Source organism: Streptomyces sp. NPDC048496 (genome assembly GCF_043200055.1).
Classification (GTDB): Bacteria; Actinomycetota; Actinomycetes; order Streptomycetales; family Streptomycetaceae; genus Streptomyces.
Genome location: NZ_JBICXB010000028.1, coordinates 16,199 through 37,245, shown reverse-complemented (window position 1 = coordinate 37,245; position 21,047 = coordinate 16,199). Strand labels below are relative to the sequence as shown.

The 21,047-nt window shown below is 68.3% G+C and carries 13 protein-coding genes; 3 read left to right on the top strand and 10 right to left on the bottom strand.

The annotated features are described in order from the left end of the window. Positions 1-174: 174 nt before the first annotated feature. Positions 175-3,339 carry a DNRLRE domain-containing protein gene (locus ACGFSA_RS23290; protein WP_393307118.1) on the bottom strand — a complete coding sequence of 1,055 codons (3,165 nt, stop codon included), beginning with the start codon at positions 3,337-3,339 and terminating at the stop codon, positions 175-177. Positions 3,340-3,986: 647 nt separating this feature from the next. Between ACGFSA_RS23290 and ACGFSA_RS23285 the strand changes: the two genes are divergently transcribed. Together ACGFSA_RS23285 and ACGFSA_RS23280 are read left to right on the top strand one after the other, a co-directional pair. Then, positions 3,987-11,942, top strand: a complete 7,956-nt coding sequence (locus ACGFSA_RS23285) for a DddA-like double-stranded DNA deaminase toxin (RefSeq protein ID WP_393307214.1) — start codon at positions 3,987-3,989, stop codon at positions 11,940-11,942. Between the two features lie 114 nt (positions 11,943-12,056). Then, positions 12,057-12,650 carry an Imm1 family immunity protein gene (locus ACGFSA_RS23280; RefSeq protein WP_393307116.1) on the top strand — a complete coding sequence of 198 codons (594 nt, stop codon included), beginning with the start codon at positions 12,057-12,059 and terminating at the stop codon, positions 12,648-12,650. Positions 12,651-12,868: 218 nt separating this feature from the next. On the opposite strand, the gene ACGFSA_RS23275 is transcribed toward ACGFSA_RS23280, so the two are convergent. The 7 genes from ACGFSA_RS23275 to ACGFSA_RS23245 all read right to left on the bottom strand — a co-directional run bounded on the left by ACGFSA_RS23275 (position 12,869) and on the right by ACGFSA_RS23245 (position 18,712). Then, positions 12,869-14,176: a tyrosine-type recombinase/integrase gene (locus ACGFSA_RS23275; protein WP_393307114.1), complete on the bottom strand. Its 1,308-nt coding sequence runs from the start codon at positions 14,174-14,176 to the stop codon at positions 12,869-12,871. Continuing rightward, positions 14,176-14,403 carry a helix-turn-helix domain-containing protein gene (locus ACGFSA_RS23270; RefSeq protein WP_393307112.1) on the bottom strand — a complete coding sequence of 76 codons (228 nt, stop codon included), beginning with the start codon at positions 14,401-14,403 and terminating at the stop codon, positions 14,176-14,178. The genes ACGFSA_RS23275 and ACGFSA_RS23270 overlap by 1 nt, the downstream gene beginning before the upstream one ends. Then, on the bottom strand, positions 14,400-15,848 hold the full coding sequence (locus tag ACGFSA_RS23265) for a replication initiator (RefSeq protein WP_393307110.1): 1,449 nt from the start codon (positions 15,846-15,848) through the stop codon (positions 14,400-14,402). Before ACGFSA_RS23265 ends, ACGFSA_RS23270 begins: the two co-directional genes overlap by 4 nt. A gap of 150 nt (positions 15,849-15,998) precedes the next feature. Further along, positions 15,999-16,745 (bottom strand): DUF2637 domain-containing protein, encoded by a 747-nt coding sequence (locus ACGFSA_RS23260; RefSeq protein ID WP_116156787.1) that lies wholly within the window; start codon positions 16,743-16,745, stop codon positions 15,999-16,001. A gap of 35 nt (positions 16,746-16,780) precedes the next feature. After that, positions 16,781-18,172, bottom strand: a complete 1,392-nt coding sequence (locus ACGFSA_RS23255; protein WP_393307107.1) for a cell division protein FtsK — start codon at positions 18,170-18,172, stop codon at positions 16,781-16,783. Between the two features lies 1 nt (position 18,173). Beyond that, a complete protein-coding gene (locus tag ACGFSA_RS23250; protein WP_393307105.1) occupies positions 18,174-18,362 on the bottom strand; it encodes a hypothetical protein in 189 nt (62 codons plus the stop codon). Continuing rightward, positions 18,359-18,712, bottom strand: coding sequence for a hypothetical protein (locus ACGFSA_RS23245; RefSeq protein WP_301972571.1), 354 nt, complete (start codon positions 18,710-18,712; stop codon positions 18,359-18,361). Before ACGFSA_RS23245 ends, ACGFSA_RS23250 begins: the two co-directional genes overlap by 4 nt. Before the next feature lie 177 nt (positions 18,713-18,889). Between ACGFSA_RS23245 and ACGFSA_RS23240 the strand changes: the two genes are divergently transcribed. Further along, a complete protein-coding gene (locus ACGFSA_RS23240) occupies positions 18,890-19,759 on the top strand; it encodes a GntR family transcriptional regulator (protein ID WP_393307102.1) in 870 nt (289 codons plus the stop codon). Between the two features lie 570 nt (positions 19,760-20,329). On the opposite strand, the gene ACGFSA_RS23235 is transcribed toward ACGFSA_RS23240, so the two are convergent. Both ACGFSA_RS23235 and ACGFSA_RS23230 read right to left on the bottom strand, forming a co-directional pair. Next, entirely contained in the window at positions 20,330-20,575 is a 246-nt protein-coding gene (locus ACGFSA_RS23235; protein WP_004000830.1) for a hypothetical protein, read from the bottom strand. Beyond that, the gene (locus tag ACGFSA_RS23230) at positions 20,563-20,814 is read right to left on the bottom strand and encodes a hypothetical protein (RefSeq protein WP_093554521.1); all 252 of its coding nucleotides are present in this window, start codon (positions 20,812-20,814) and stop codon (positions 20,563-20,565) included. Before ACGFSA_RS23230 ends, ACGFSA_RS23235 begins: the two co-directional genes overlap by 13 nt. Between the last annotated feature and the right edge of the window lie 233 nt (positions 20,815-21,047).

The following is a 21,047-nucleotide window of genomic DNA, read 5'->3' as shown; positions in this document are numbered from 1 at the left end:
GAGGCCCTGGACCGCGAGCGGTTCGCGCACGAGGAGCGGGCGCGGGTCGCGGAGGTGCGGCAGGCCGTCGCGGAGGGCGAGGCCCTGTAGACGGTGCCCTGGCGGAAAGGGGTGGGCCCCCGGTGCCGTCGCACGGCACCGGGGGCCCACCCCCTCTCCTCCTGCCGGAGGGGACTATCCGAAGCCCAGCATCACCATCCAGCCCGAGCCGATGACGGTCTTCGCCGCCGGGTTGGTGTTGGTGGTCGACGGGAGGTAGATGCTCATGTGCCCGTCGGCCACGAAGCGGGCCCAGAAGTCCGGGATCCCGTCCTTGTTGATGTCCGGGATGCCGATCACCTGGTCGATGGTGGCCTTGGTCCAGCCGGTGCCGAACGGGACGTCGACTCCGTCGGCCGAGTTCACGGCCACCTTCAGTGAGTCCAGGTCGACGCTGCCGGCCACCGCACCGGGCTTGCCGTGGCGGACGTACATGTTGCCGTTGTCGACGTTGCGCCAGAGCAGGTCGGGCACGTTGTCCTTGTTCATGTCCGCGAGGTTGACGATGTCACGCCCGGTGCCCCAGGCGGTGCCCTCCATCAGCGTGGCGCTCTGGAAGGTGCCGCCGGAGTAGCCCGAGAGCACCCAGAAGGCGGTGCCGGCGCGCAGGGCGAGGTCGGGGTGCTTGTCGCCCGTGATGTCGCCGACGGCCTTGAGCTGGGTCCAGGTGGACGGGGCCGGTGCGTTCGAGGGCAGCCGGACCTTCATCCGCTGGTCCACGTTGAACGAGCCGTAGCCGTCGCCCGGGTAGAGCCAGAACCCGCCGTCCGGGGTGACCGCGAAGAGGTCCGTCGTCCCGTCGCCCGGGTAGGTGTCCTGGTAGTGCGCGATGAGCGCCGCCTTTTTGGACGCCGGGTCGTACCAGTGGCCCGGTGGGTTCAGTACCGTTTTGCCGTCGGACCCGATCTTGTACGACGAGGCCAGCTGGCCGTACAGCTCGCCGCCTTCCTGGCCCGGATAGGTGCGCAGGGTGCCTGCGGCGTCGATGACGAGCAGGTCGGGGATGCCGTCGCCGCCGGTGTCACCCGGGCTGTCGGCGATCTCCTTCGGCGGGACGTATGTCGTGTAGTCGGTGCGCGCGCTCGCGTTGCCGACGCTGTCGTAGGCGTACACCTGGAGGGTGTTCGGGCCTGCGTTCAGCGGCTTGAGGGCCGTCACGGTGGCCACGCCGCTGGCGTTGGCGGTGACGGTGATGGGGCTTACCCCGCCCCACGCGTACGTGAACTTCGTGGCGCCCGGCGACTCGAAGGTGATCGGACCGGTGCCGCCGAAGTTCACCGTCGCCCAGGTCGCGCCGTCCGAGGTGGCGCGCAGGAACACGTTACTGGTGACGATGGGCTGGGACGGGCCGCTCGGGTCGACCGTGATGCGGCACGGCTCGGTGCCCGGCGGGTAGTTGGTGGAGTCCGCGCCGACCGCGTCGCGGGCCATCACGTCCCAGGAGAGCGTGGTGTTGGTGGTGATGTCCTTCAGCAGAGGGTCGGTGACCGGGATGGTCAGCGAGGCCGCACCGCTGGAGTTGGTGGTCACGAAGGTGCCGGCCGGCACGGTGCCGCCGGATTTCCAGATGCGGAAGCGCAGCGACTTCAGGTTGCTGTCGGCGTCCTTGGCGGTCGCCGACAGGGTGATGTTGGTCTTGCCGATCGTCACACCGGCGCCGGGGCCGGGCGTGCAGGCACCACCGGGGCTGGAGGTGCCGGCGGTGGGCTCGGACGGCTTGCGGTTGTAGGTGGACTCGATCTGCGCCGAGGTCGCCTTGAACTTGCGCCAGGTCTGGGTGTCCGTCTCGGTCGTGGCCTGCATGCCCACAGTGATGTTCGCCCAGCCCTTGTCGGCCGCGGTCTGGGCGGTGGACGTGAAGTCGAAGGGCTCGTACTCGTCCGGGCACAGGGACGCCGACCAGCCGTGCGCGAAGGACTTCTTCTCGATCACCGACGCCCAGCTCGGCTGGGCCTTCCACGTGGTGGCGGACGAGATCCCGCCGGTGAGCCAGAACTCGAACTGACGCTTGTCGCAGGACCACGAGTGGTTGTTGAGAACCTTGAAGGTCGCCTCGGAGACCGTGGCGCCCTTGATCGAGCTGTCCCAGCCCATCCGCCAGAACGAGCGGGCGAGGCCGCCGGTGTCCTTCTCGTAGCCGACGCGGGCGTCGGAGGTGCCGTTGGAGAAGTTGGTGCCGTTGAAGAAGCTGGTGGTCGGGTACGGCCTGTAGGCCACCGTCCACGCGGCCCAGCCCGGGTTGAGCGGCGGGTCGACGAACAGCGGATAGCTCACGCCCTCGCGGTCGGCCAGGCCGGTCGCGGCGAGACCGAGGCCGAGCCGGGCGGAGGAGGTGTTCTCGCCGGCCAGGGTGATCGGCAGCGGCGCGGACTGGGCGCCCGGCTCGATGCCGGTGAGGCCGGAGAGCTTCAGGACGTCGGCGCTGGTGGCGACCGAGGTGTGGTTCGGGGTGCCTTCGGGCAGCTCGGGGTCACGGCCGCTGGAGTCCCAGGCGAACGGCGTCGGGATCGTGCCGATCTCCTTGCCGCCCGCGCCGGCCTTGTCGAGGACCTGGACCCGGCTGGCCGTCTTGTCCTGCCGGAAGACGGCGGTGTCGGAGCGCAGCCCGTACGTGACGGTCTTCAGCGCCTTCTGCCGCGCGGCCTCGGGGGTCTTGACGATGAGGACCTGGGCCAGGCCGCCCTCCTCGCGGGTGACGAGCAGCAGGTCGACGCCCGGCAGCACCTCGGAGTAGAGGGCGCGCGGGCCGTCGAGCACCGGCTCGGGCAGCGCGCCCGGCCAGGTGTACGCGACCGTGTGGCCGTCGAGGTCGATCTCGGCGAGCACCGTCTCGCCCGGGGCCTCGGCGCGCGTGAACGAGCGGTCGGCACGCGCCGGATGGGCGCTGCCGCTCGCGAAGCGCACCGGGACGACGGGGTTGACGGGTGCGATGCCGAGGCCGTGCGGGGCTTTCGGTGTCCGCTTGAGGGTGTTGTCGACCGCGGCCCAGTGGCCCTCGGCGTTCTTCGCCCGGACCGGCGTGGCGTTGGTCCGGGTGCGCAGCTGGCCGTCGGGCAGCGCCCAGGTCAGCGAGGTGGCCGTGGTGGCCGTGTCGATCAGGACCTGCTTGCCGGAGCGAACGGCGAGGGCCACGGCGGTGGCCTCGTCGCGCGGGCCGGTCGAGGCGCGGGTGGCGTCGGCGTTGCCGCCGGACGCGGTGGGTGGGGTGCTGCCGCCCGGCTGCCACCAGGGCAGCAGTGCGGCGATCAGGGCGGCCAGGACGAGGCCGAGGGTCAGGGACAGCCGCGTGCGCGTGCGCACGAATGGGCTGAGATATCGGGGCGGCGCGGTCACGGCGGTCTACTCCCGTGGGAACCAATCGGATTGAGGACAGCACAGACAGCCCCGTCGGCAGGCCGCGAGGCGGAAGGCGCGCACACGATGGCACACCCGGGGACCGGCGTCCATGCGTAAAGAGTTTATAAACTCGTTACTCTTCGATGGAAATGATTTGACCGAGTGTTAATTGTGTCCGGTTCAGGGCTTTTATGGATTCTTATTGAGTTTCATCCGGTGAATCATGCACAAACCTCTGATGAGGCGTCAGTTGTGGCACCATGATCCACTTTGCACCGTGGCGGAGATCACTGGGACCTGTTTCCGGGCCCTCCCGGTGACCTTGAAATGTGGTCCGTCCATGACAGAGAGTGCGCACGCACGCGCCTGAGCAATGGCGTGTGCCTTTTGGTGTTTGCGCACCTCGTCCGTTGTCTGAATTGCCAGGGTGGGAGTCGACGCGTATGCGTGCTTCAGGTCCGCTGTCATGGCTGGGGCGAGGACGCCCAGCCCTGACGGAGTCACAACGAAGGCGCCGGCGGCGAAGCCGCACGGCGACCGTCCTCCTTTTGTCCTCGACATTGACCGTGACCAGCCTGGGCGGTCAGGCGCTGGCCATCCCCGGTCCCGGCATGAACCGCGAGAAGGACCTCTCCAAGGTCGAGCTGCCGGTGCTGCCCAAGAGCACCGAACTCCCCGGCGACGAGACGGCCCCGAAGACGCTGGCGCTGGCGCCCGAGGTTCCGATCGAGCCTTATACGCCGGCGAACATCACTCCGTGGGTCGACGGCAGTGGTAGCGCGAAGATCGAGTCGTCGACCCTGCCTGGTGCCACGGTGCCGGTGACGAATGAGACGAACAATCTGCCGATTGCCATCGGTGTGCCCGAGGCCGGCGATGCCTCGGCCCTCGCCGGCAACTGGACTGTGGGGCTGGCTCCGCAGACCGCGTCGCAGGACGCGGGTGTGTCGGGTCTGGTCATGAAGGTGACCCCGCCGGCGACGGTCGACCCGGCCGCCGAGGTGACGCTGACGGTCGACACGACCGGTTTCGCGGATCTGTATGGTCCGCAGGCGGCTCACCGTTTCGGTCTGATGCTGCTGCCGGAGTGCGTGTATTCCGCGCCGACGGAGGGTGACTGCGCGGACGACGCGGGTGTCACGACGATGTCCGTGTCCGAGGGGGACAAGGACGTCAAGAACGGCAAGGCCCACTTCCAGCGGCTGAGTTCCTCGGTCAAGGTCGTCGCGGCGAAGGACGCGCCGACCAAGTCGAAGGCCGCGAAGAAGGCGAGCACCCGCACCCTCGTCACCGGCACGGTCCCGGTCGCCGGCCTGCTCGGCGAGGACTTCGCCTCGGCCGGCCAGGCCACCAAGGCGTCCTACGAGGCCGGGGTGCGGCCCGTCGCCAACACCACCGGCGGCGCCGCGCTCGGCATGCTCGACACCGGCTCCTCGGTGCAGGGCGACTTCACGGCCTCCCCGCTGCTGTCGTCCGGCGCCTGGTCGGCGGGTTCTTCGTCGGGTGCGTTCACCTACTCGTACGACGTGCAGGTCCCCGAGACCGCCGGCGGCCTGATGCCGAAGGTCAGCCTGGCGTACTCCTCCCAGTCGGTCGACGGCCGGACCTCCTCGTCGAACAACCAGGCGTCGTGGATCGGTGACGGCTGGGACTACAACGCGGGCTCCATCACCCGTACGTACGTCAACTGCCGCGAGGACTCCAAGAAGGACGGTGCGAACAACAAGACGCACCGCACCGCGGACCTGTGCTGGGGCTCGGACAACGCGACCCTCTCGCTCGGCGGCATGACCACCGAGCTGGTCTGGGACGCCACGAAGGGCCCGAACGGCAGCAACGGCAAGCCCGTCGGCCAGTGGTTCACCGCCAACGGCGACGGCTCCAAGATCGAGCGGATCACCGGCAAGGACACCGGCAACAAGGCGAAGGACGGTGAGTACTGGGTCGTCACCACCAAGGACGGCACCAAGTACCACTTCGGTCTGAACAAGCTGCCCGGCTGGTCCGACAAGGGCACCCCGGACAACACCGCGGACGACGACCCGACCACCGACTCGGTGCTCACGGTCCCGGTCTACGGCAACCACCCGGGCGAGGACTGCTACAAGGGTCCGACCACCGACGACTGGAAGAACTCCTGGTGCACCCAGGGCTGGCGCTGGGGCCTCGACTACGTCGAGGACGTCCACGGCAACGCCATGTCGCTGTGGTGGAACAAGGACCAGAACTACTACGCCCGGAACTTCAACTTCAAGGCCCCGGTCGTCTACGACCGCGACGGCTACCTGTCGCACATTTACTACGGCCAGCGCAAGGACAGCATCTTCACCGCCACGGCCCCGGCCCGCGTCGGCTTCACCGTCGCCGAGCGCTGCTACGCCGTGGGCGGCGTCACCTGCATCGAGGGCAATTTCAAGTCCAAGGACCCGGGCAAGTACCGGCCCTGGTTCGACACCCCGGCCGACCTGCGCTGTGAAGCCAAGAAGAAGTGCTGGAACGCCGGCCCGTCCTTCTGGACCCGCAAGCGCCTCGACAAGATCCAGACCGAGGCCCAGCGGCGCACCGACACCACCGTCCGCGAGGACGTCGACGAGTACCAGCTCAAGCAGTCCTTCGCCGAGCTGAAGACCGGCGCGAACACCGCCCTGTGGCTGGAGTCCGTCCAGCGCACCGGCTACGCCCGCAAGGGCTCCACCGACGACAGCATCACGCTCAACTCGGTGCGGTTCGAGCCGAACACCGAGGACATGCCCAACCGCGTCCAGGCGGTCCACCCGTCGCGTCCGGGCTTCTCCCGGCTGCGCATCGCGCGTATCGTCAACGAGTACGGCGGCGAGACCGTCGTCAACTACAAGCCGATCGAGGGCGACTGCCTGACCGGTCCGTTTCCGGGTAAGGCCGACAAGGCGGCACTGAAGGCCAACAAACGGCTGTGCTACCCGTCGTTCTGGAGCCCGGACTCCGAGGTCGAGGACATCGACTGGTTCCACAAGTACGTCGTGGAATCCATCGAGGAACTGCCCAACATCGCCGGCAACTTCACGACCCGGACCTCCTACGAGTACAAGAACCCGGCCTGGAAATTCGCCGACGCCGAGTTCACCAAGAAGTCCACGCGCACGTATTCGCAGTTCGCCGGCTTCGAGCAGACCACGGTGATCACCGGCCCGGAGAAGTCCGCCGCGGACAACGGCGAGGGCTCCACCCCCGGCGAGGACACCCCGGGCCCCGACAGCCCGCGCTCCAAGTCCGTCACCCGCTACTTCCGCGGCATGGGCGACACCGTTGCGGTCAAGGACATCACCGGTGCCGAGATAGCCAAGGACCGCGAGGCGTTCGCCGGCCGGATCGCCGAGGAGCTCACGTACACCGACTCCACCAAGCTCGACACGGACTGGCTGTCCCGCTCGACCACCAAGCCCGAGGCCACCGAGCTGGCCAAGCGCGACCGTGACGACGGCCTGGACCCGCTCAAGGCATGGCGGGTCACGGAGCCCGAGGAGATCGCCTACACCAAGGCGTCCGGCAAGAACAAGGACGACAAGGACGACAAGGGCAACGTCGGCCGCACCCAGCGCTCGGTGAAGACCACGACGACGTACGACGCGACGTACGGTCTGCCCGAGTTCGTGGAGTCGCTGGGCGACACCGAGAAGACCGGCGACGAGTCCTGCACCAAGCTGGAGTACCTGCACCAGACCACCAAGAACCTCATCGGCCTGTCCAAGCAGGTCCTGGTCTCGCCGACGACCTGTGTGAACGCCAAGTGGGCCGACCTGTCCACGCTCAGCGGCGCCAACCGCACCGCGTACGACGGCACGACCCACGGCACCGCACTCGCAGCGAACAGCCGCGGTCTGGCCACCGAGTCGTGGTCGCTCAACGGCGCCGGCACCGGCTTCGAGACCAACGGCACCACGGGCTTCGACGAGGTCGGCCGGGTGATCCGGACGACCAGCCCGGAACAGCTGAAGCAGCCGATCCCGAAGTCCTCCACGATCACCTACGACCCGCCCCAGGGCCAGGTGTTCAAGGTCACCACGACCAACATCGCCGGCCACAGCCAGATCCAGGAGCTGGAGCCGGGCCGCGCGGTCACCCTCAAGACGACCGACGTCAACAACTTCGTCAGTGAGGCCCGGTACGACCCGCTGGGCCGTCTGGCCGAGGCGTGGGCCCCGGGCCGCACCCCTGGCAGCGGCGTCCCGGACTTCCGCGCGGTCTACACGGTCCCGAAGGAGGAGACCGACCCGAAGGACCCGAAGATCAAGATCCGCAAGCCTCCGTACGTCACCACGTACGCGCGTGGCTACGAGGACCGGATCGACACCTCTGTCACCCTCTACGACGGCCTCGGCCGTGAGCGCCAGACGCAGGAGGAGTCGGACAACGGCTCCGGCTGGCTGATCACCGACACGCTGTACGACAGCGCCGGTGAGGTCTACCAGACCAACAACGCCTATCTGACCCAGGAGGCCACGCCGGGCGAACTCTTCACCCCGGTCTCCGACACGGTCGTTCCCAACATCACCCGCTACACCTACGACGGCCTCGGCCGCGTGGTCAAGGAGACCCCGTACCTCAAGTGGGTCGACCCGAAGACCAAGGAGTCCTACTCCAAGGCGTACGAGGACCGGGCCACGAAGTACGAGTACGGCGAGGACTGGTCGAAGGTCGTCCAGCCGCAGGGTGACTCGTCCTACACGGTCTTCACCGACGCGCTGGGCCGCACGGTCCGCACGGACACCGTCAATCCGGCAGCACCCGGCGGGTTCACGTCGACGAGCTACGACTACGACGCGCACGGCCAGTTGGAGAAGGCGACCGCCTCCGCCGACACGACGCACCCGTGGACCTGGACGTACGACCACCAGGGCAAGCTGCTGACAGCGACCGACCCGGACGCGGGCGCGACCTCTACGGAGTACGACGCCTTCGGCCGCGTTCTGACCCTCACGAACGCCCGTGGCATCAAGGTCTGGAGCGGCTACGACGAGCTGTCGCGGCCGAAGCAGCAGCGCCTGAACAGCGCCGCCGGAACCGTGCTGGCCGACTACACGTACGACACCGTCCCGGGCGGCAAGGGCATGCCCGCGACCGCCACGCGCTACACCGACGGTCTGGCGTACACCCAGAAGGTCAACGGCTACACCAAGGACTACGCGCCGACCTCGACCACGCTGTCCCTGCCGCAGTCGATCGTCGACACGTGGGGCTTCAAGAAGGACTACACCTACAGCTACACGTATTCCGACAACGGAATGCTGGACGAGACCACGCTCCCCGAGGCGGGCAAGTTCGCCTCGGAGAAGCTGGTCGTCCGCTACAACAAGCAGGGTCTGCCGCTCTCGATCTCCGGCAAGGACTGGTACGGCTCCGAGACGGTCTACGACCCGTACGGCCAGGTCATGCGCTCCACCCTGGGCGCCCAGCCCTACCGGGTGTGGACGCAGAACGCGTTCGACGAGTCCAGCGGCGCGCTCACGGAGCAGTCGGTCTACCGGGAGAAGGGCGGCGCCGACGCGGACAAGTCCGTGGTCGATGGCAACCTGGTCTCGAACCGGGGCTACACCTACGACCCGGCCGGCAACGTCACCTCGATCCAGGAGATGTCCACCGGGATCGAGGAGCGCCAGTGCTTCGTCTACGACCCGGTGGGTCAGCTCAAGTCGGCCTGGACCTCCAAGGACCAGACCAACTGCACCAACCCGAAGAACACCGACGGCACGCTCAACGTGGCGTCGGGCAGGGACGGCTCCGGCTACTGGCAGGAGTACGAGTACGACCTTCTCGGCAACCGCACCAAGCTGACCGAGAAGGACCTGGCCGGCAACACGGCCAAGGACGCGGTCACCGACTACGCGTACGGCAAGAACGCCGCGAAGGACCAGCCGCACACCCTGACCAAGGTCACCAAGAAATACACGACCCCCGCGGGGGCGCAGGTCACGGCCGAGGCCACGCGACTGTACGAGCTGACCGGCGAGACCAAGTCGATCACCTCGGTCCAGAACGGTGACAAGCAGGACCTGACCTGGACCTGGGACGGCCAGGTCGAGCGGATCACCGGTTCGGGCTCCGGAGGCAAGACCCCGTACGTGGGTCTCGGCCAGAAGTGCATCGACCTCAAGTCCGGTCTCGCCGCGGCGGGTCAGCCGGTCCAGCTCTACCAGTGCAACGGCACGGTGGCGCAGGCCTGGCACTTCGACCCGGTCCCGGGCACGGCCTCGGCTCCGCAGGCGAACCCGGACCTCGGCACCCTGAAGATGTACGACACCTGGTGTCTGCAGCCGGCCGCCAACGCCGCCGGTTCCGCGGTCCAGCTGAAGAAGTGCGACGGCGGCAGCGCCCAGAAGCTGAAGCGCAACGCCTCGGGTCAGCTGACCCACGTCGACTCCAACCTGTGCCTCGCGGTGCAGGGCGCGGCGAACGTGAGCGGCACCGCGATCGTGCTCACCACCTGTGACGCGGCCCAGGCCGCCCAGCAGTGGCTGCCGCAGAACGACACCCGGCACATCTACGGCCCCGACGGCGGACGTCTGCTGACCATCCAGGGCAAGCAGGCCACGCTGAATCTCGGTGAGGCGCAGGTCACCATCCAGCAGGGCGGCGTCCTCGTCCGTACCGAGCGCACCTACGCGGCCCCCGGCGGCGCGATCATGCGTTACGCCAACGGCACGGGCGGGGAGGCGCTCACCGCGCTCGCCTCGGACCACCAGGGCTCCGCGTACGCGGAGGTCGCACTCACCACCGGCATGCCCGTCCGGATACGCAAGCAGGACCCGTTCGGCAACCAGCGCGGCGCCGACACGGTGGGGCAGAACTTCCAGAACAGCAGCGGATTCCTGGGCAAATCCCGCGACGACGCCTCCGGCTTCCAGCCGCTGGGCGCCCGTCTCTACGACCCGACGGTCGGACGTTTCCTGTCCGCCGACCCGGTGCTCGACATGAACGACCCGCAGCAGGCCAACGGGTACGTCTACGCCCACAACAACCCGGCCACGTACTCGGACCCGACGGGTCTGGCCATCAGCCTGACCGCCTCGGAGCAGGCCGCGGCCCTCGCGGGCGCGGGTCTGTCCGCGGCCCAGGTCGCACAGGCACAGGCAATGCAGGGCAAGTCCCTCACCTCCGTCATCCTCGCGGTCGCGTGGGAGACGCTGAAGGACTTCATCGGCATCAACGACGCCATGGCCTGCTTCGGCGGTGACATGTGGTCCTGCGTGAGCATCGCCGTCGACGCGATCCCGTGGGCGAAGCTCGGCAAGATCCCGGCAGTCATCAAGGCCGTCAACCGCACGATCGACGCCATCAAGGCGTTCAAGGTCGCCAAGAAGGCCGCCGAGGCCGTCCTCAAGGCAGCCAAGGCCGCCGAAGCCGCAGCGCTACGGGCCAAGAAACTCGCCATCGAGAAAGCCAAGAAGGAAGCCGCGCAACGAGCGAAGAAGAAAGCCGCCGAGGCCGCCAAGAAACTAGCCGACGCGGCTGCCGCCGCGAAACGGAAGACGGGCAATCCCGCCCAGAAGCAGGCCCAGGTCAAGGCCGCTCCGAAGGTCTCCTCCCACAGCACAGGCGGCGGCAAGGGCGGCGGCAGCAAGAGCTCCGGCGGAGGCGGCGGCGGCAGCTCCGGCGGATCCGCCCGCAGCAAGGGCGGATCGAGCGGCTCCGGCGGCGCCGGCAAGGTAGAGGAAGGCGGCAGCAGCGGCTCCTGCTCGATCGGCAACAGCTTTGTCCCGGGCACCAAGGTCCTCATGGCCGACGGCACCACGAAGCCGATCGAGCAGGTCAAGGCCGGCGACAAGGTCGTGGCGACCGACCCGAAGACGGGCGAGACTCGGATCGAGACGGTCACGGCCGAGATCAAGGGCCAGGGCCTGAAGCACCTTGTCAAGGTCACGATCGACGTCGACGGCAAGAAGGGCACCAAGACGGCCCGGGTCACCGCGACCGACGGCCACCCGTTCTGGGTCCCCGAGCTGGGCAAGTGGATCAAGGCCACCGACCTGCATGACGGCCAGTGGCTGCAGACCAGCGCCGGTGTGTACGTCCAGATCAGCTCGGTCCAGCGCTGGACGAGCCCCGGAGCGACGGTTCACAACCTGACCGTCGGTGACGTCCACACGTACTATGTGCTGGCGGGGGCTACGCCGGTCCTTGTTCACAACTGCAATCCGCTCGACGGCATCGCGGACGAGTTGGCAGGCAGCAAGATTACGACTGGTCAGGTAGTTGATGACGCTGGGAATAAAGTCGGAGCTCCTGTATCAAGCGGTGAGAATGGTTCATTCGTGCAAGTGAGGGACGCGCTCAGAAAATCTGGCGTGCCTCACGACGCTGCAGGTGGGTTCGCGGCCGCATCTCATGTAGAAACCAAGATCGCTTTGGCTATGAGAAGCAATGGCGTTCAGAGGGCGACAGTCGTAATCAATAATTCTGACGGGGTTTGTTCTGGTCCCTATTCATGCATGACTGGGGTGTCTGCAATTCTACCAAGAGGGTCTAGCCTGACATCCGTTTGGCGCACTGAAGAGGGCTGGCACGGGGTAACTATGCTGGGCGGCGGTTAATCTTAAGAGGTGTAATATCCGGCCGGCCCCGCCCTGGGGTAGAATTTTCCGGGGTGGGGCCGGTCTAGTTTCAGTATTCCGCATCGCCTCACCTGCGAACGTTGGAGGATATTAATGATTCTGACTATTTTCACTGGCGGTACGACATATCATGCAGCGTCGGGAGCTATTCTTAGGCGCTTGATTGGAGAGTTGGTGACCGGCGGGCCCGACCGAGGGCCAAATGTGGTTGGACAGCCAAAGGGTGGCATTCTTGCAACGTTTGTACTCTTGGCGCCACATAGGGATCCGATGAAATCAGATCGGTATTTTGACAGCTGTCTTCAGGTCTCGACAAATCCGCTTACAGGATATGGCGCATTGAGGTGGCAAGTTCCCGAGGATTCCGTAGTTCGAGTGGATCGGGAGATTGCGAGGAGTGTGTGGACCTCCAGGAATCCGGAACCGCCGGTGTTGGATCAAAACGTTGTTGCTGATTTGGGCGATTGGAGGCTCTTCGAGCCCCGCAATACGCTGCCGGTATCTGATATTCGTGCGGCCGTCGAGGAATTTTGCGAACTAAGAAGCGGTCAGAGGCCTACGGCGATTTGCTGGGATCGTGGTGACTTTGGCGCGTACCACTCTCTGAATGGACAGGCGGATGTGCCACCTTCCTACTGTCAGGATCCGTGGTGCAGAGATTCGGGTACACGGCACCCATTGCACTGATGAAGGTTCTCGGTGGCGCTTCATGCAAGATGGAATCTCCCTTTCGGTGAGACGGTATTTATTACTCGATCATGAAGGTTATGCGCGAATTTCGCGGTGATGTCGCTGTTTGTTGAACTTCAATTTGCTTCTCGATGTGCGCAAGCGAATTTGACGCCCCGTCAGGCGGTGTCTGGCGAGGCGTCTGTGTGGGGTGACGGCAGTAGTTGACGGCAACGTCAGCGGACGAGGGCGGCGCCGGGTGGCGGTTCGTCGCCGTCGGAGCGTGCCGTCTTGGTGTTCTCCGGGCTGTCGAGTGCGGTGCTGAGGGTGTCGATGGCGTCGCGCTGGAGGCGGAGTCGGACGTGGGCGTAGACGGTGGCGGTGACGCCGATGTGGGCGTGGCCGAGGAGTTCCTTGATCACGACGAGTTCGACGCCCTGTTCCAGGAGCAGGGTGGCGGTCGAGTGGCGGAGGTCGTGGAAGCGGATGCGGCGGAGGCCGGCCTTGCGGAGGAGCGCGATGAAGGTGCGGGTCAGGTTTGTCGGGTCGATCGGTCGACCCTGCGCTGTGGTGAACACGTGCCCGCTGTGCTGCCACGCCGTGTCTGCGGTCGCACGTTCGCGCCGCTGCTGTTCGTGGTGGTGCTTCAGCGACTGGACGCAGCGGGTAGGGAGGGCGATGCGGCGTTCGGAGGCCCGGGTCTTGGTGGGCAGCGTGGTGAGCCCGCCTGCGGCCTTGCGCTGCAAGGTTCGGCGGATCGCGGCGGTGCCCGCGTCGAGGTCGAGGTCTTCCCAGTGCAGGCCGAGGAGTTCGCCCTTGCGGAGTCCGGTGTGGAGGGCGAGTTCGAACAGGGCGTGCAGCCGATGACCCTGGGTGGAAGTGAGGAGTCGGCGGGCTTCGTCGGCGGTGAGGGGTTCGAAGCGTCGGGGCCTTGGGGTGCCGGTGCGGACGTTGCGGGCGACGTTGCGCGGGATCTCCTCCTCACGGACGGCGTGCTCCAGGGCGGACTTGAGCACGGAGTGGATGTAGGTCAGCGTCAGCGGGGAGAGCAGCTTGTGGCAGCACTGGCCGGCGGCGCAGCAGCGGGACCGGTCGCGCCGGGCGTCGATGTGACGGGTGCAACACTGGCAGGTGGTGCGGAGCTGGTTGAGCCAGGTGCGGACGTCCTTGGCGGTGAGCTTGGCCAGCTTCTTCTTGCCCAGGCCGGGAATGAGGTACCGGTTGACGCAGGCGGTGTAGCGGGTGTGGGTGTTCTCGCGGAGGTGGTGGACGGCGACCGCCTCCAGCCAGTACGTCAGGTACGCGGCCACGCTGCCCTGCGCGGAGGGGACGGGGACGCCGCGGTTGCTGGCGGCGATCTTCTCGGTGAGCTTGGCCAGGGCCTCCTTCCGGGTGGTGCCGTAGACGCGCACACGGCGACGGGTGTTGCCGGGGGCGAGGACGTATCCGGCGGCTTCCCATCGGCCGTCCTTACGCTGGTAGACGGTCCCGTCACCGTTGGCGCGGGTACGGCGGGAGGCGGGGGTGTCTCGGGGCGTGGTCATCAGGCGGCGGCTTCCTGGTCGAGGCGGGTGCGGATGAAGTCGGTCAGGGCGTCGGCGGGGATGCGGCGGGCGCGGCCGAGGGTGATCGAGGCGAGCTGCCGGGTGCGGAGCAGGTCGTAGACGGCGGAGCGGCCGAGCTGGAGGCGGGCCATGACCTGGGGCACGGTCAGCAGCTCTTCCGGCGTACTCAGTCCCCGCCGGGGCGGGGCGGGTTCCTGCGCGTTCATCCGCAGCCCTCTTCGGCGATGAACCGGCGTTCCAGTTCCCGGCGGTGCCAGACGTGGGCCGCAAGGAGCGCGCCGCCGGGGCTGTAGCCCGAGCCCTGGTAGGCCCAGTGGCCGATGACGAGGGTGGTGTCCGGGTCGTGCTCGGGCAGGCTGGCGTGGGCGCGGGCCTGTTCGGTGCGCCAGGTGCGGCGGGCGTCGCGCAGCGCGCCGAGGGTGGTGGAGTAGCGGCGGGATTTGGTGGAGAAGTGGCCCCGGAAGCCGAGCATGTGCGCCCACTTCCAGAGCTTGAGGCCGGTGAATTCCGGCAGCCTGCCCAGCTCCCAGCAGGTGCGGATCATCTGCCGCACATGCCGGGCGACGGCGAGCCGGGGCAGGGGACGGGCCTGCCCGGTGCCGTCACAAGCGGTGCACGGGAGCGGGGTTCCATGAGGCAGGAGGGTGGCGCCGCGTCCCTGGCAGGGGCGGCAGAACAGGGCGTGGTCGAGGGTGCCGGAGGCGTCGGCGGACTTGGTGGCGTACTTGGCCACGTAGGCGGCCACGGCCTGGTCGGTGAGTTCGGCGTCAGTGCCGAAGGCGGCGATCTCGCGCACGTCGAGCTGTGTTCCCCAGGTGAGTTCGCGCTCCCCGATCGCGTCCGACGTGAGGGCCACTCGGACACGGCGGGCTGCGGCCCGGATGGCGTCCGTGAGCACGGTGACGGTGGCAGACGGGGGCGGGGGCGTGGTGTTGCCGTCTGGGCCGTCGAGCCGGATGACGGCGTGGAAGTGGACCAGGCCGCGCTTTTGGTACTCGGCGACTTTGGCGAAGGAGATCCGCAGCACGGCGCGGGCGGCCTTCTGGGTGAGGCCGAGCCGGGCGGCGATCTCGCGGCGCAGGTAGATGGTGAAGCGGGCCCACAGAGCGGAGGCGTGGGCGTTGAACAGGACCGCACCCGCGTAGTCGTACGTCGCCGGGTTCAGCGGCGTGCCCAGTAGGGCGTCCGTGGGTCCGTGGAGCTGGTGACAGCGGCAGGGCCTGATGTCGCCGCCGGGGGTGGTGGGGCGGTTGTGGACGGGGCCGAAGGAGGGTGCGGTGAGGGTGGCGAAGACGCGGGGGTGGGTGCGGACGGTGTCGGGCACGGTCTTGCCGCCGGAGAGGCCGGCGCGGATGAGGTGGTAGGTGTCGGCGGCGTAGAGGCGGGAGCAGGCCGGGCAACGGGAGGAGCGGCGGTTGCCGCACGTGGTGAGCAGGCTGCCCGTCGGCTCGTCGGAGGAGGTATAGGCACGAAGGGCTTCGCCGGTCGTGGTGTCGACGGTGGTGGTCTGTCCGGTCAGGCGGATGGGTTCGGCGCAGCCGCCGAGGCGTTCGATCTGCTGCTGTGCGCGGTCGAAGTCGGGGTGGTTGACGAGGTGGAGCAGGTCCCGTACGGCGGGGCTTGCCACGTGGCGCAGGTCCAGGGTGACCATTCGGGGCGTGTCCCTTCGGTTCGGGTGGGTGGCCCCGAGCAGCAACCAGCCGGATCTGTCGGCTTGTTGGTGCTGCTCGGGGCATGGCGAACCAGGCCCAGGGGCGGGCGTGGGTTCAGCGAGGGGGATGTGGCCGGTGGGGGCCGGTGTTCAGAGCTGAGCGAGTGCGGTGGTGGCCACCGGGAGGGCGATGCCCATGCGTGTGCCCAGGTGGGCGGCGGTGATCGGTGTTCCGTGCTCGGCGCGGTGGGTGTCCGCGATGCGCCGGGCCGCGTCCAGCAGGGCGGCCGGAAGGGCAGGGCCGGAAGCGGGTCGGCCCGTCGTGGTGACGGCGACCGGCGGAGCGGCGGCCGGAGCGGGCTCCAGCTCCTCGATCAGGGAGGCGGCGATCTGCGGGGCGGGCGTCGGGGGTGCCGATTCGGGTGATGGTGCGACGTCGGGCACCGGCTCGGTGGCAAGGGTGGCGGCGGTGGCCTCCAGGTGCGGGTTGGGGCGGGTGTGGGTGTGGAACTGGGCGAGGAAGGCGGGGCCGACGTGGCCCCAGCCGAGGAGCAGGAGGGGGGCGACGGTGTCCAGGCAGGCCCGTCCGTAGCGTCCGGCCAGCAGCGGTTCGGCGGTGTTCAGCGCGAGGGTGAGCAGGCCGCACAGGTGCAGCAGCCGGGTGCCGGCCTTCAGCTCCGCCTTGGGGACGCCGCGCAGAGCGAGGAAGCGCAGGGCGACCAGGAGCCCGACGACGGACAGGTCGACCATGGGGGCGATCAGTGGCGCGATCGGGTGGGGGACGCCGAGCCGCAGGGCGAGGGCCCAGACGTTGCCGAAGGAGAAGACGAAGGCCAGGGCCGCGATGACCGCCATGACCACGGTCACGGTGCGCCGGGTGAACCGTTCCTCCGCCATGTCCTCAACCTCCTTTCCGGTGTGGGCTTTCGGGGCTACTTGGCGAGCGACGGCCGGGGTGCCGTGGTCCGGCCGGTCGAGGCGAGGAGGGCGTCCAGGCACAGGTCCGGATCGGCGGTCAGGTGCGAGGTGGCTTCGGCGACGCGGGCGGCGTCGGCGTCGGAGACGTAGGGGGTGCGGATGCGGGTGTAGCCGGGGCGGCCCTGCATCGCCATGACCGCGACGCCGACGTAGGCGGGGTCCTGCAAGGTGACCGGGCTGGCGTCGGGCCAGTTGCGGATGTCGTCACCGAGTGCGGCCACCGCTGCTTCCACGGTCTTCTGCGCGAAGGACAGCCCGATGGGGCACACGTCGCGGATGAAGGTGGGGATGGCGTCGCCGGTGGTCTTCTGGCTGATCAGGATCACCAGGATGCCTACGCTGCGGCCCTTTTTGACCAGGTCCTCCACCAGCCGGGCGTTCTCCGCCGTCAGCGCGGCCAGCCGTTTCGTGGCCGGGTCGCTTCCCTTGTACTCACGGAAGTACGTGTGCGCCTCATCAATGATCAGGACCGTGAGCGGCCACTGCGGCGAGGGCCCGACGTGCCACATGTTCTTCACGCCCAGCACGTCCCGGATGGTCGCCGAGCGCCGCTTGCGCAGCTCCACCAGGCGCTTGAACAGCGCGTTCGCTTCATCGAGATCGTCTCCGCAGAACGCGAACATCCGCTTGACCAGGTCGGCGTAGTCGCCCTCCGAGGCCCGCGACACCTTCCCGTCCGCACCCGCGATCTGCACGGACGCAGACGGCGCGAAGTCACAGACGAACTTGTTGACCCCCGAGGTCTTGCCCGCACCCGGGACGCCAGCCACCGTCACTCCGGGCACGTTGGCCAGGGACACGCACACCCGGGCGGCGTACTCGTCCACTCCCAGCTCCCAGCGCGTCAGGTCCGCGAGCGGGCGGCCGGTGGGCCGATGGCGGGTCGGCGTGGTCAGCGGATCGGAGCGCACGCCCCGGATCAGCACCTTGCCGGGGCCGTCCGGCAGCACGGAGACCCGCGTGCACCGCCAGGCGTCCGCCAGGAACCGCGCCGACTTCTGGTACTCCTCCAGTCCGACCTGCGGCAGCGTCCGGGCCTGCACGATCACGCCGTACTGGTCGGGCTTGACCTTGATCTTCGGCGTCAGGATCCGGGGAGCGGGCGGGGGACTGTCCTTTTGGGCGGTGATCTGCGTGAGCAGGCTCGGGGTCTTGTCGGTGACCGTCAGTCCGGCCATCCGCGCGAGGCGTACCCAGCCCCAGCGGACCCGGACGGCCTGCCGCATGCTGACCCGCGTGCCCTTGTCGGCCCGCACGTAGCGCACCACCGTCCACACCAGCCACACACCGATGAGCGCCGTAGTGATCGGCAGCGCGTACGAGGCGTATCCCGTGATGGCTTCCATGTCAGGCCCCCTCTTCGCGTATCAGGCGGAACACGTCGCCCAGGTCGAGGTGGGCCGCCTGTTCCGGGGCCAGGCCGAGGACATCGAGCACGGCAGCCGAGACGGCGAAGGTGGCCTTGCCTTCCGTATCAGGCAGGGGCCGGAGCGAGGACAACTCCCGCTCCGACAGGTGGCGTTCGAAGCGGGTCACTGGTTCGCCTCCACCGTCACCAGTTCCAGGCGGGAAGCCCGGTAGGCGACGCCGTCGGAGAGCTGACCGTTGAAGATCCGCGCCCACGGGGTCGCGAAAAGGTCCACCGGCCGCACCATCGCCCCCGGCTTCAGCCCGGCCGCAAGGCCCGTCTCCGGGACGGTGATCTTCAGGACTTCGGCGCGACCGTCCTCCATGAGCATCACGGTCACCGTGTACAGCGACGCGCCGGTCTCCCGGTCGGTGGCGACCTCCCCGGTCTGCTGGTCCTTGATCTTCAGCGCCGGTTCGGTGCCCGCGATGCACACCGCCGACGGCAGCAGAGCAACCCGGATTCGAGTCATGGCCATGCCATCACATCCTCGTTCGATGGAGCCGCTTGATCGGCTCGGCATGAGCATAGAGAGATAATCGTAAAACTTGCAACCCCGATGAAGTTGTGACGCCGATGAGGTGGGTGGGCGATCAGGCGGGAAGCACAGTGATCTGTCCGTAGCGACCTACCGGGCAGGCGATACCGTGGGGTCATGACCCTGCCCTTGGACGAGGACTCCCGACCGCCGTATCTCCAGGCCGCTGCTGCCCTGCGGGACGCGATTCTGACCGGCGAGTTCACATCGGGCGAGCGACTGCCCTCGGCGAACGTGCTCGGCGAGCGGTTCGGCGTCTCCAGCTCCACCGTCCAGAACGCCCTGCGGGTCCTCAAACAGGAAGGGCTGGTCTACTCCCAACTCGGCCGGGGCAGCTTCGTGAGCTCGACGGACAGCGGGAGCGATGCCCCGGACTCCCCAGCGGACGAAGACGGAGAGGAGTCAGGCCCGGACTGGCCGGCCGACCTCATCCGCAACGACGACAGCCGCCCGCCCTACGTTCAGGTCGCCGACTTCCTCCGCCGCGACATCGCAGAAGGCACCTACCCTCCGGGCTCCCAGCTCCCGCCCGCCCGTGAGATCCAAGAGCGCTTCCAAGTAGCCAACTCCACCGCGCAGAACGCCTACCGAAGCCTCAAGCAGGAAGGACTCGTGTACTCGGTCAAGGGCCGCGGTGTCTTCGTGCGCCAGACCCCGGAACCGGGCAAGCACCACGGGCCGATCACGAACTACCTGCTACGGGAAGAGATCGCCCGCGAGGCCCGCGCAGCCGCCGCCGACTTCGCCGACCTCACCGATGACGAGCTCCTGGCACGGGAAGCAGAACTCGACCAGCGATGGGCCACGATCCGTGAGGAACACCAACGGATCTTCAACGAGCGCCGGAAGATCAAACGCGAGACAAGCCGACGCGGCCTGTTCCTGCCCCCCCTCCATGAAGCCGACGCCGACTCGGACGCATCGCCGCGCGAGAAACTCGAAGCCGCACTGGCCGAATCGAAGAAGCGCCGGCAACGGCGGTCCTGACCAGCGACCCGGCAGCCCGGCCGGTGGGTTGGACGGGGTGAGCTGTTCAGAGTTTCTTTACTTGATCAAGGGCGTCCCGCTGACGCGGGCCGCCGCGCGTCGGCGGTCGGTGACCGCCGCCCGCTCCTGTCTGCCGCCCCGCTGGCGACGGCCGCCGACCACTCGGCGCGCAGAGCCCGGGAGCGTAGGCCGGACTACCAATCGGAAGCCCCGGTCCGACCGCTCAGCAGCAGACTGGCCGGGCACCTGAGAGGGCGCCCGGCGGGCTTGCGCCGTCCCGGACGCCCATGCTTGCTGCCTGGCTGGGGGCCGTGACGATGGAGATAACTGGGCTGATGCCGGTGCGGGGTTGAGCGAGACACACGTGGCGGGTGATCGGTCGGCACGCCCGCCGTCGTGGCTGACTTTCTGTGGCAGAGGCCAGAACCTCATGACCATGGGCCCGGCACGCAGGTGAGGGCCCGTCCCTGCCGGGGCTGACGAGTGCGGGGGAGCCTCGATCGGCTGCGCCCGGCAGGGACGGGAGTCGGGTGGGTCAGCGCGGTGCGGCGCCTGGGCGAGGAGAGTGGCTCACGTCTGGCGCCAGGTCCGCCAGGGGCGGGTGATGATCTCCCGGTAGGTGTGGTGCGACGGGTTCTGACCGCAGTGCCGCAGCACCCAGTCCTGCGGTTCGGCGAAGTCCTCGCTTGTCGGTGAGGTCTCTCCGTCCACGGCACACTGCATCGCGTACAGGACCGGCTCCGCGTCCGGCTCGCGGTCGGGCTGGAGCGTCCAGGTCTCGTAGCGCAGGACCGAGCGAGGGGTCACCGTCCCCACCTCCGGTTGGCCACGGCCACCTTCGCGCTCAACTCCTCCGTCGGAGTCGGCGTACGTACGTCCTCGGGCGGCACGTCCCACTCCCGGCCACCGCGCGGCGGCCGAAGCTGCACGTGCGGCCCCACATGCCCCATCACCACGCCCACCTTGCCGCTCCGCCGGTCGACCACCAGGGCGCCGGCATCGGGCGAGACGGTGTGCCCGTCGGCATCAGGGGTAGGGGCCGTCATCGTGACCACCCCGGCGAGGCGGCGCGCGACCGGGCGTCCAGTCGCAGGGCAGGAACACATGGCGTGGTGCTCTTTCGCACGGTGACGCTCCTCGGCGGCGTGGATGCGTGCCCCTGGGCCTGTTGGTGCCACAGGGTCGGCACCGATCCTCACGCCGGTCACCGGGACGAAGGAACCTCCGCCAAACCCCACTTCGGGACGTCCTGCACCGTGTAGAACGTCCCTAGTGCCGTCCTGAGACG

What these genes read in the sequence shown, in the direction of transcription:
- ACGFSA_RS23285 (WP_393307214.1), top strand. Translation starts at nt 3,987, where the DNA reads ATGAACCGCGAGAAGGACCTCTCCAAGGTCGAGCTGCCGGTGCTGCCC.
- ACGFSA_RS23280 (WP_393307116.1), top strand. Translation starts at nt 12,057, where the DNA reads ATGATTCTGACTATTTTCACTGGCGGTACGACATATCATGCAGCGTCG.
- ACGFSA_RS23275 (WP_393307114.1), bottom strand. Translation starts at nt 14,176, where the DNA reads ATGACCACGCCCCGAGACACCCCCGCCTCCCGCCGTACCCGCGCCAAC.
- ACGFSA_RS23270 (WP_393307112.1), bottom strand. Translation starts at nt 14,403, where the DNA reads ATGAACGCGCAGGAACCCGCCCCGCCCCGGCGGGGACTGAGTACGCCG.
- ACGFSA_RS23265 (WP_393307110.1), bottom strand. Translation starts at nt 15,848, where the DNA reads ATGGTCACCCTGGACCTGCGCCACGTGGCAAGCCCCGCCGTACGGGAC.
- ACGFSA_RS23260 (WP_116156787.1), bottom strand. Translation starts at nt 16,745, where the DNA reads ATGGCGGAGGAACGGTTCACCCGGCGCACCGTGACCGTGGTCATGGCG.
- ACGFSA_RS23255 (WP_393307107.1), bottom strand. Translation starts at nt 18,172, where the DNA reads ATGGAAGCCATCACGGGATACGCCTCGTACGCGCTGCCGATCACTACG.
- ACGFSA_RS23245 (WP_301972571.1), bottom strand. Translation starts at nt 18,712, where the DNA reads ATGGCCATGACTCGAATCCGGGTTGCTCTGCTGCCGTCGGCGGTGTGC.
- ACGFSA_RS23240 (WP_393307102.1), top strand. Translation starts at nt 18,890, where the DNA reads ATGACCCTGCCCTTGGACGAGGACTCCCGACCGCCGTATCTCCAGGCC.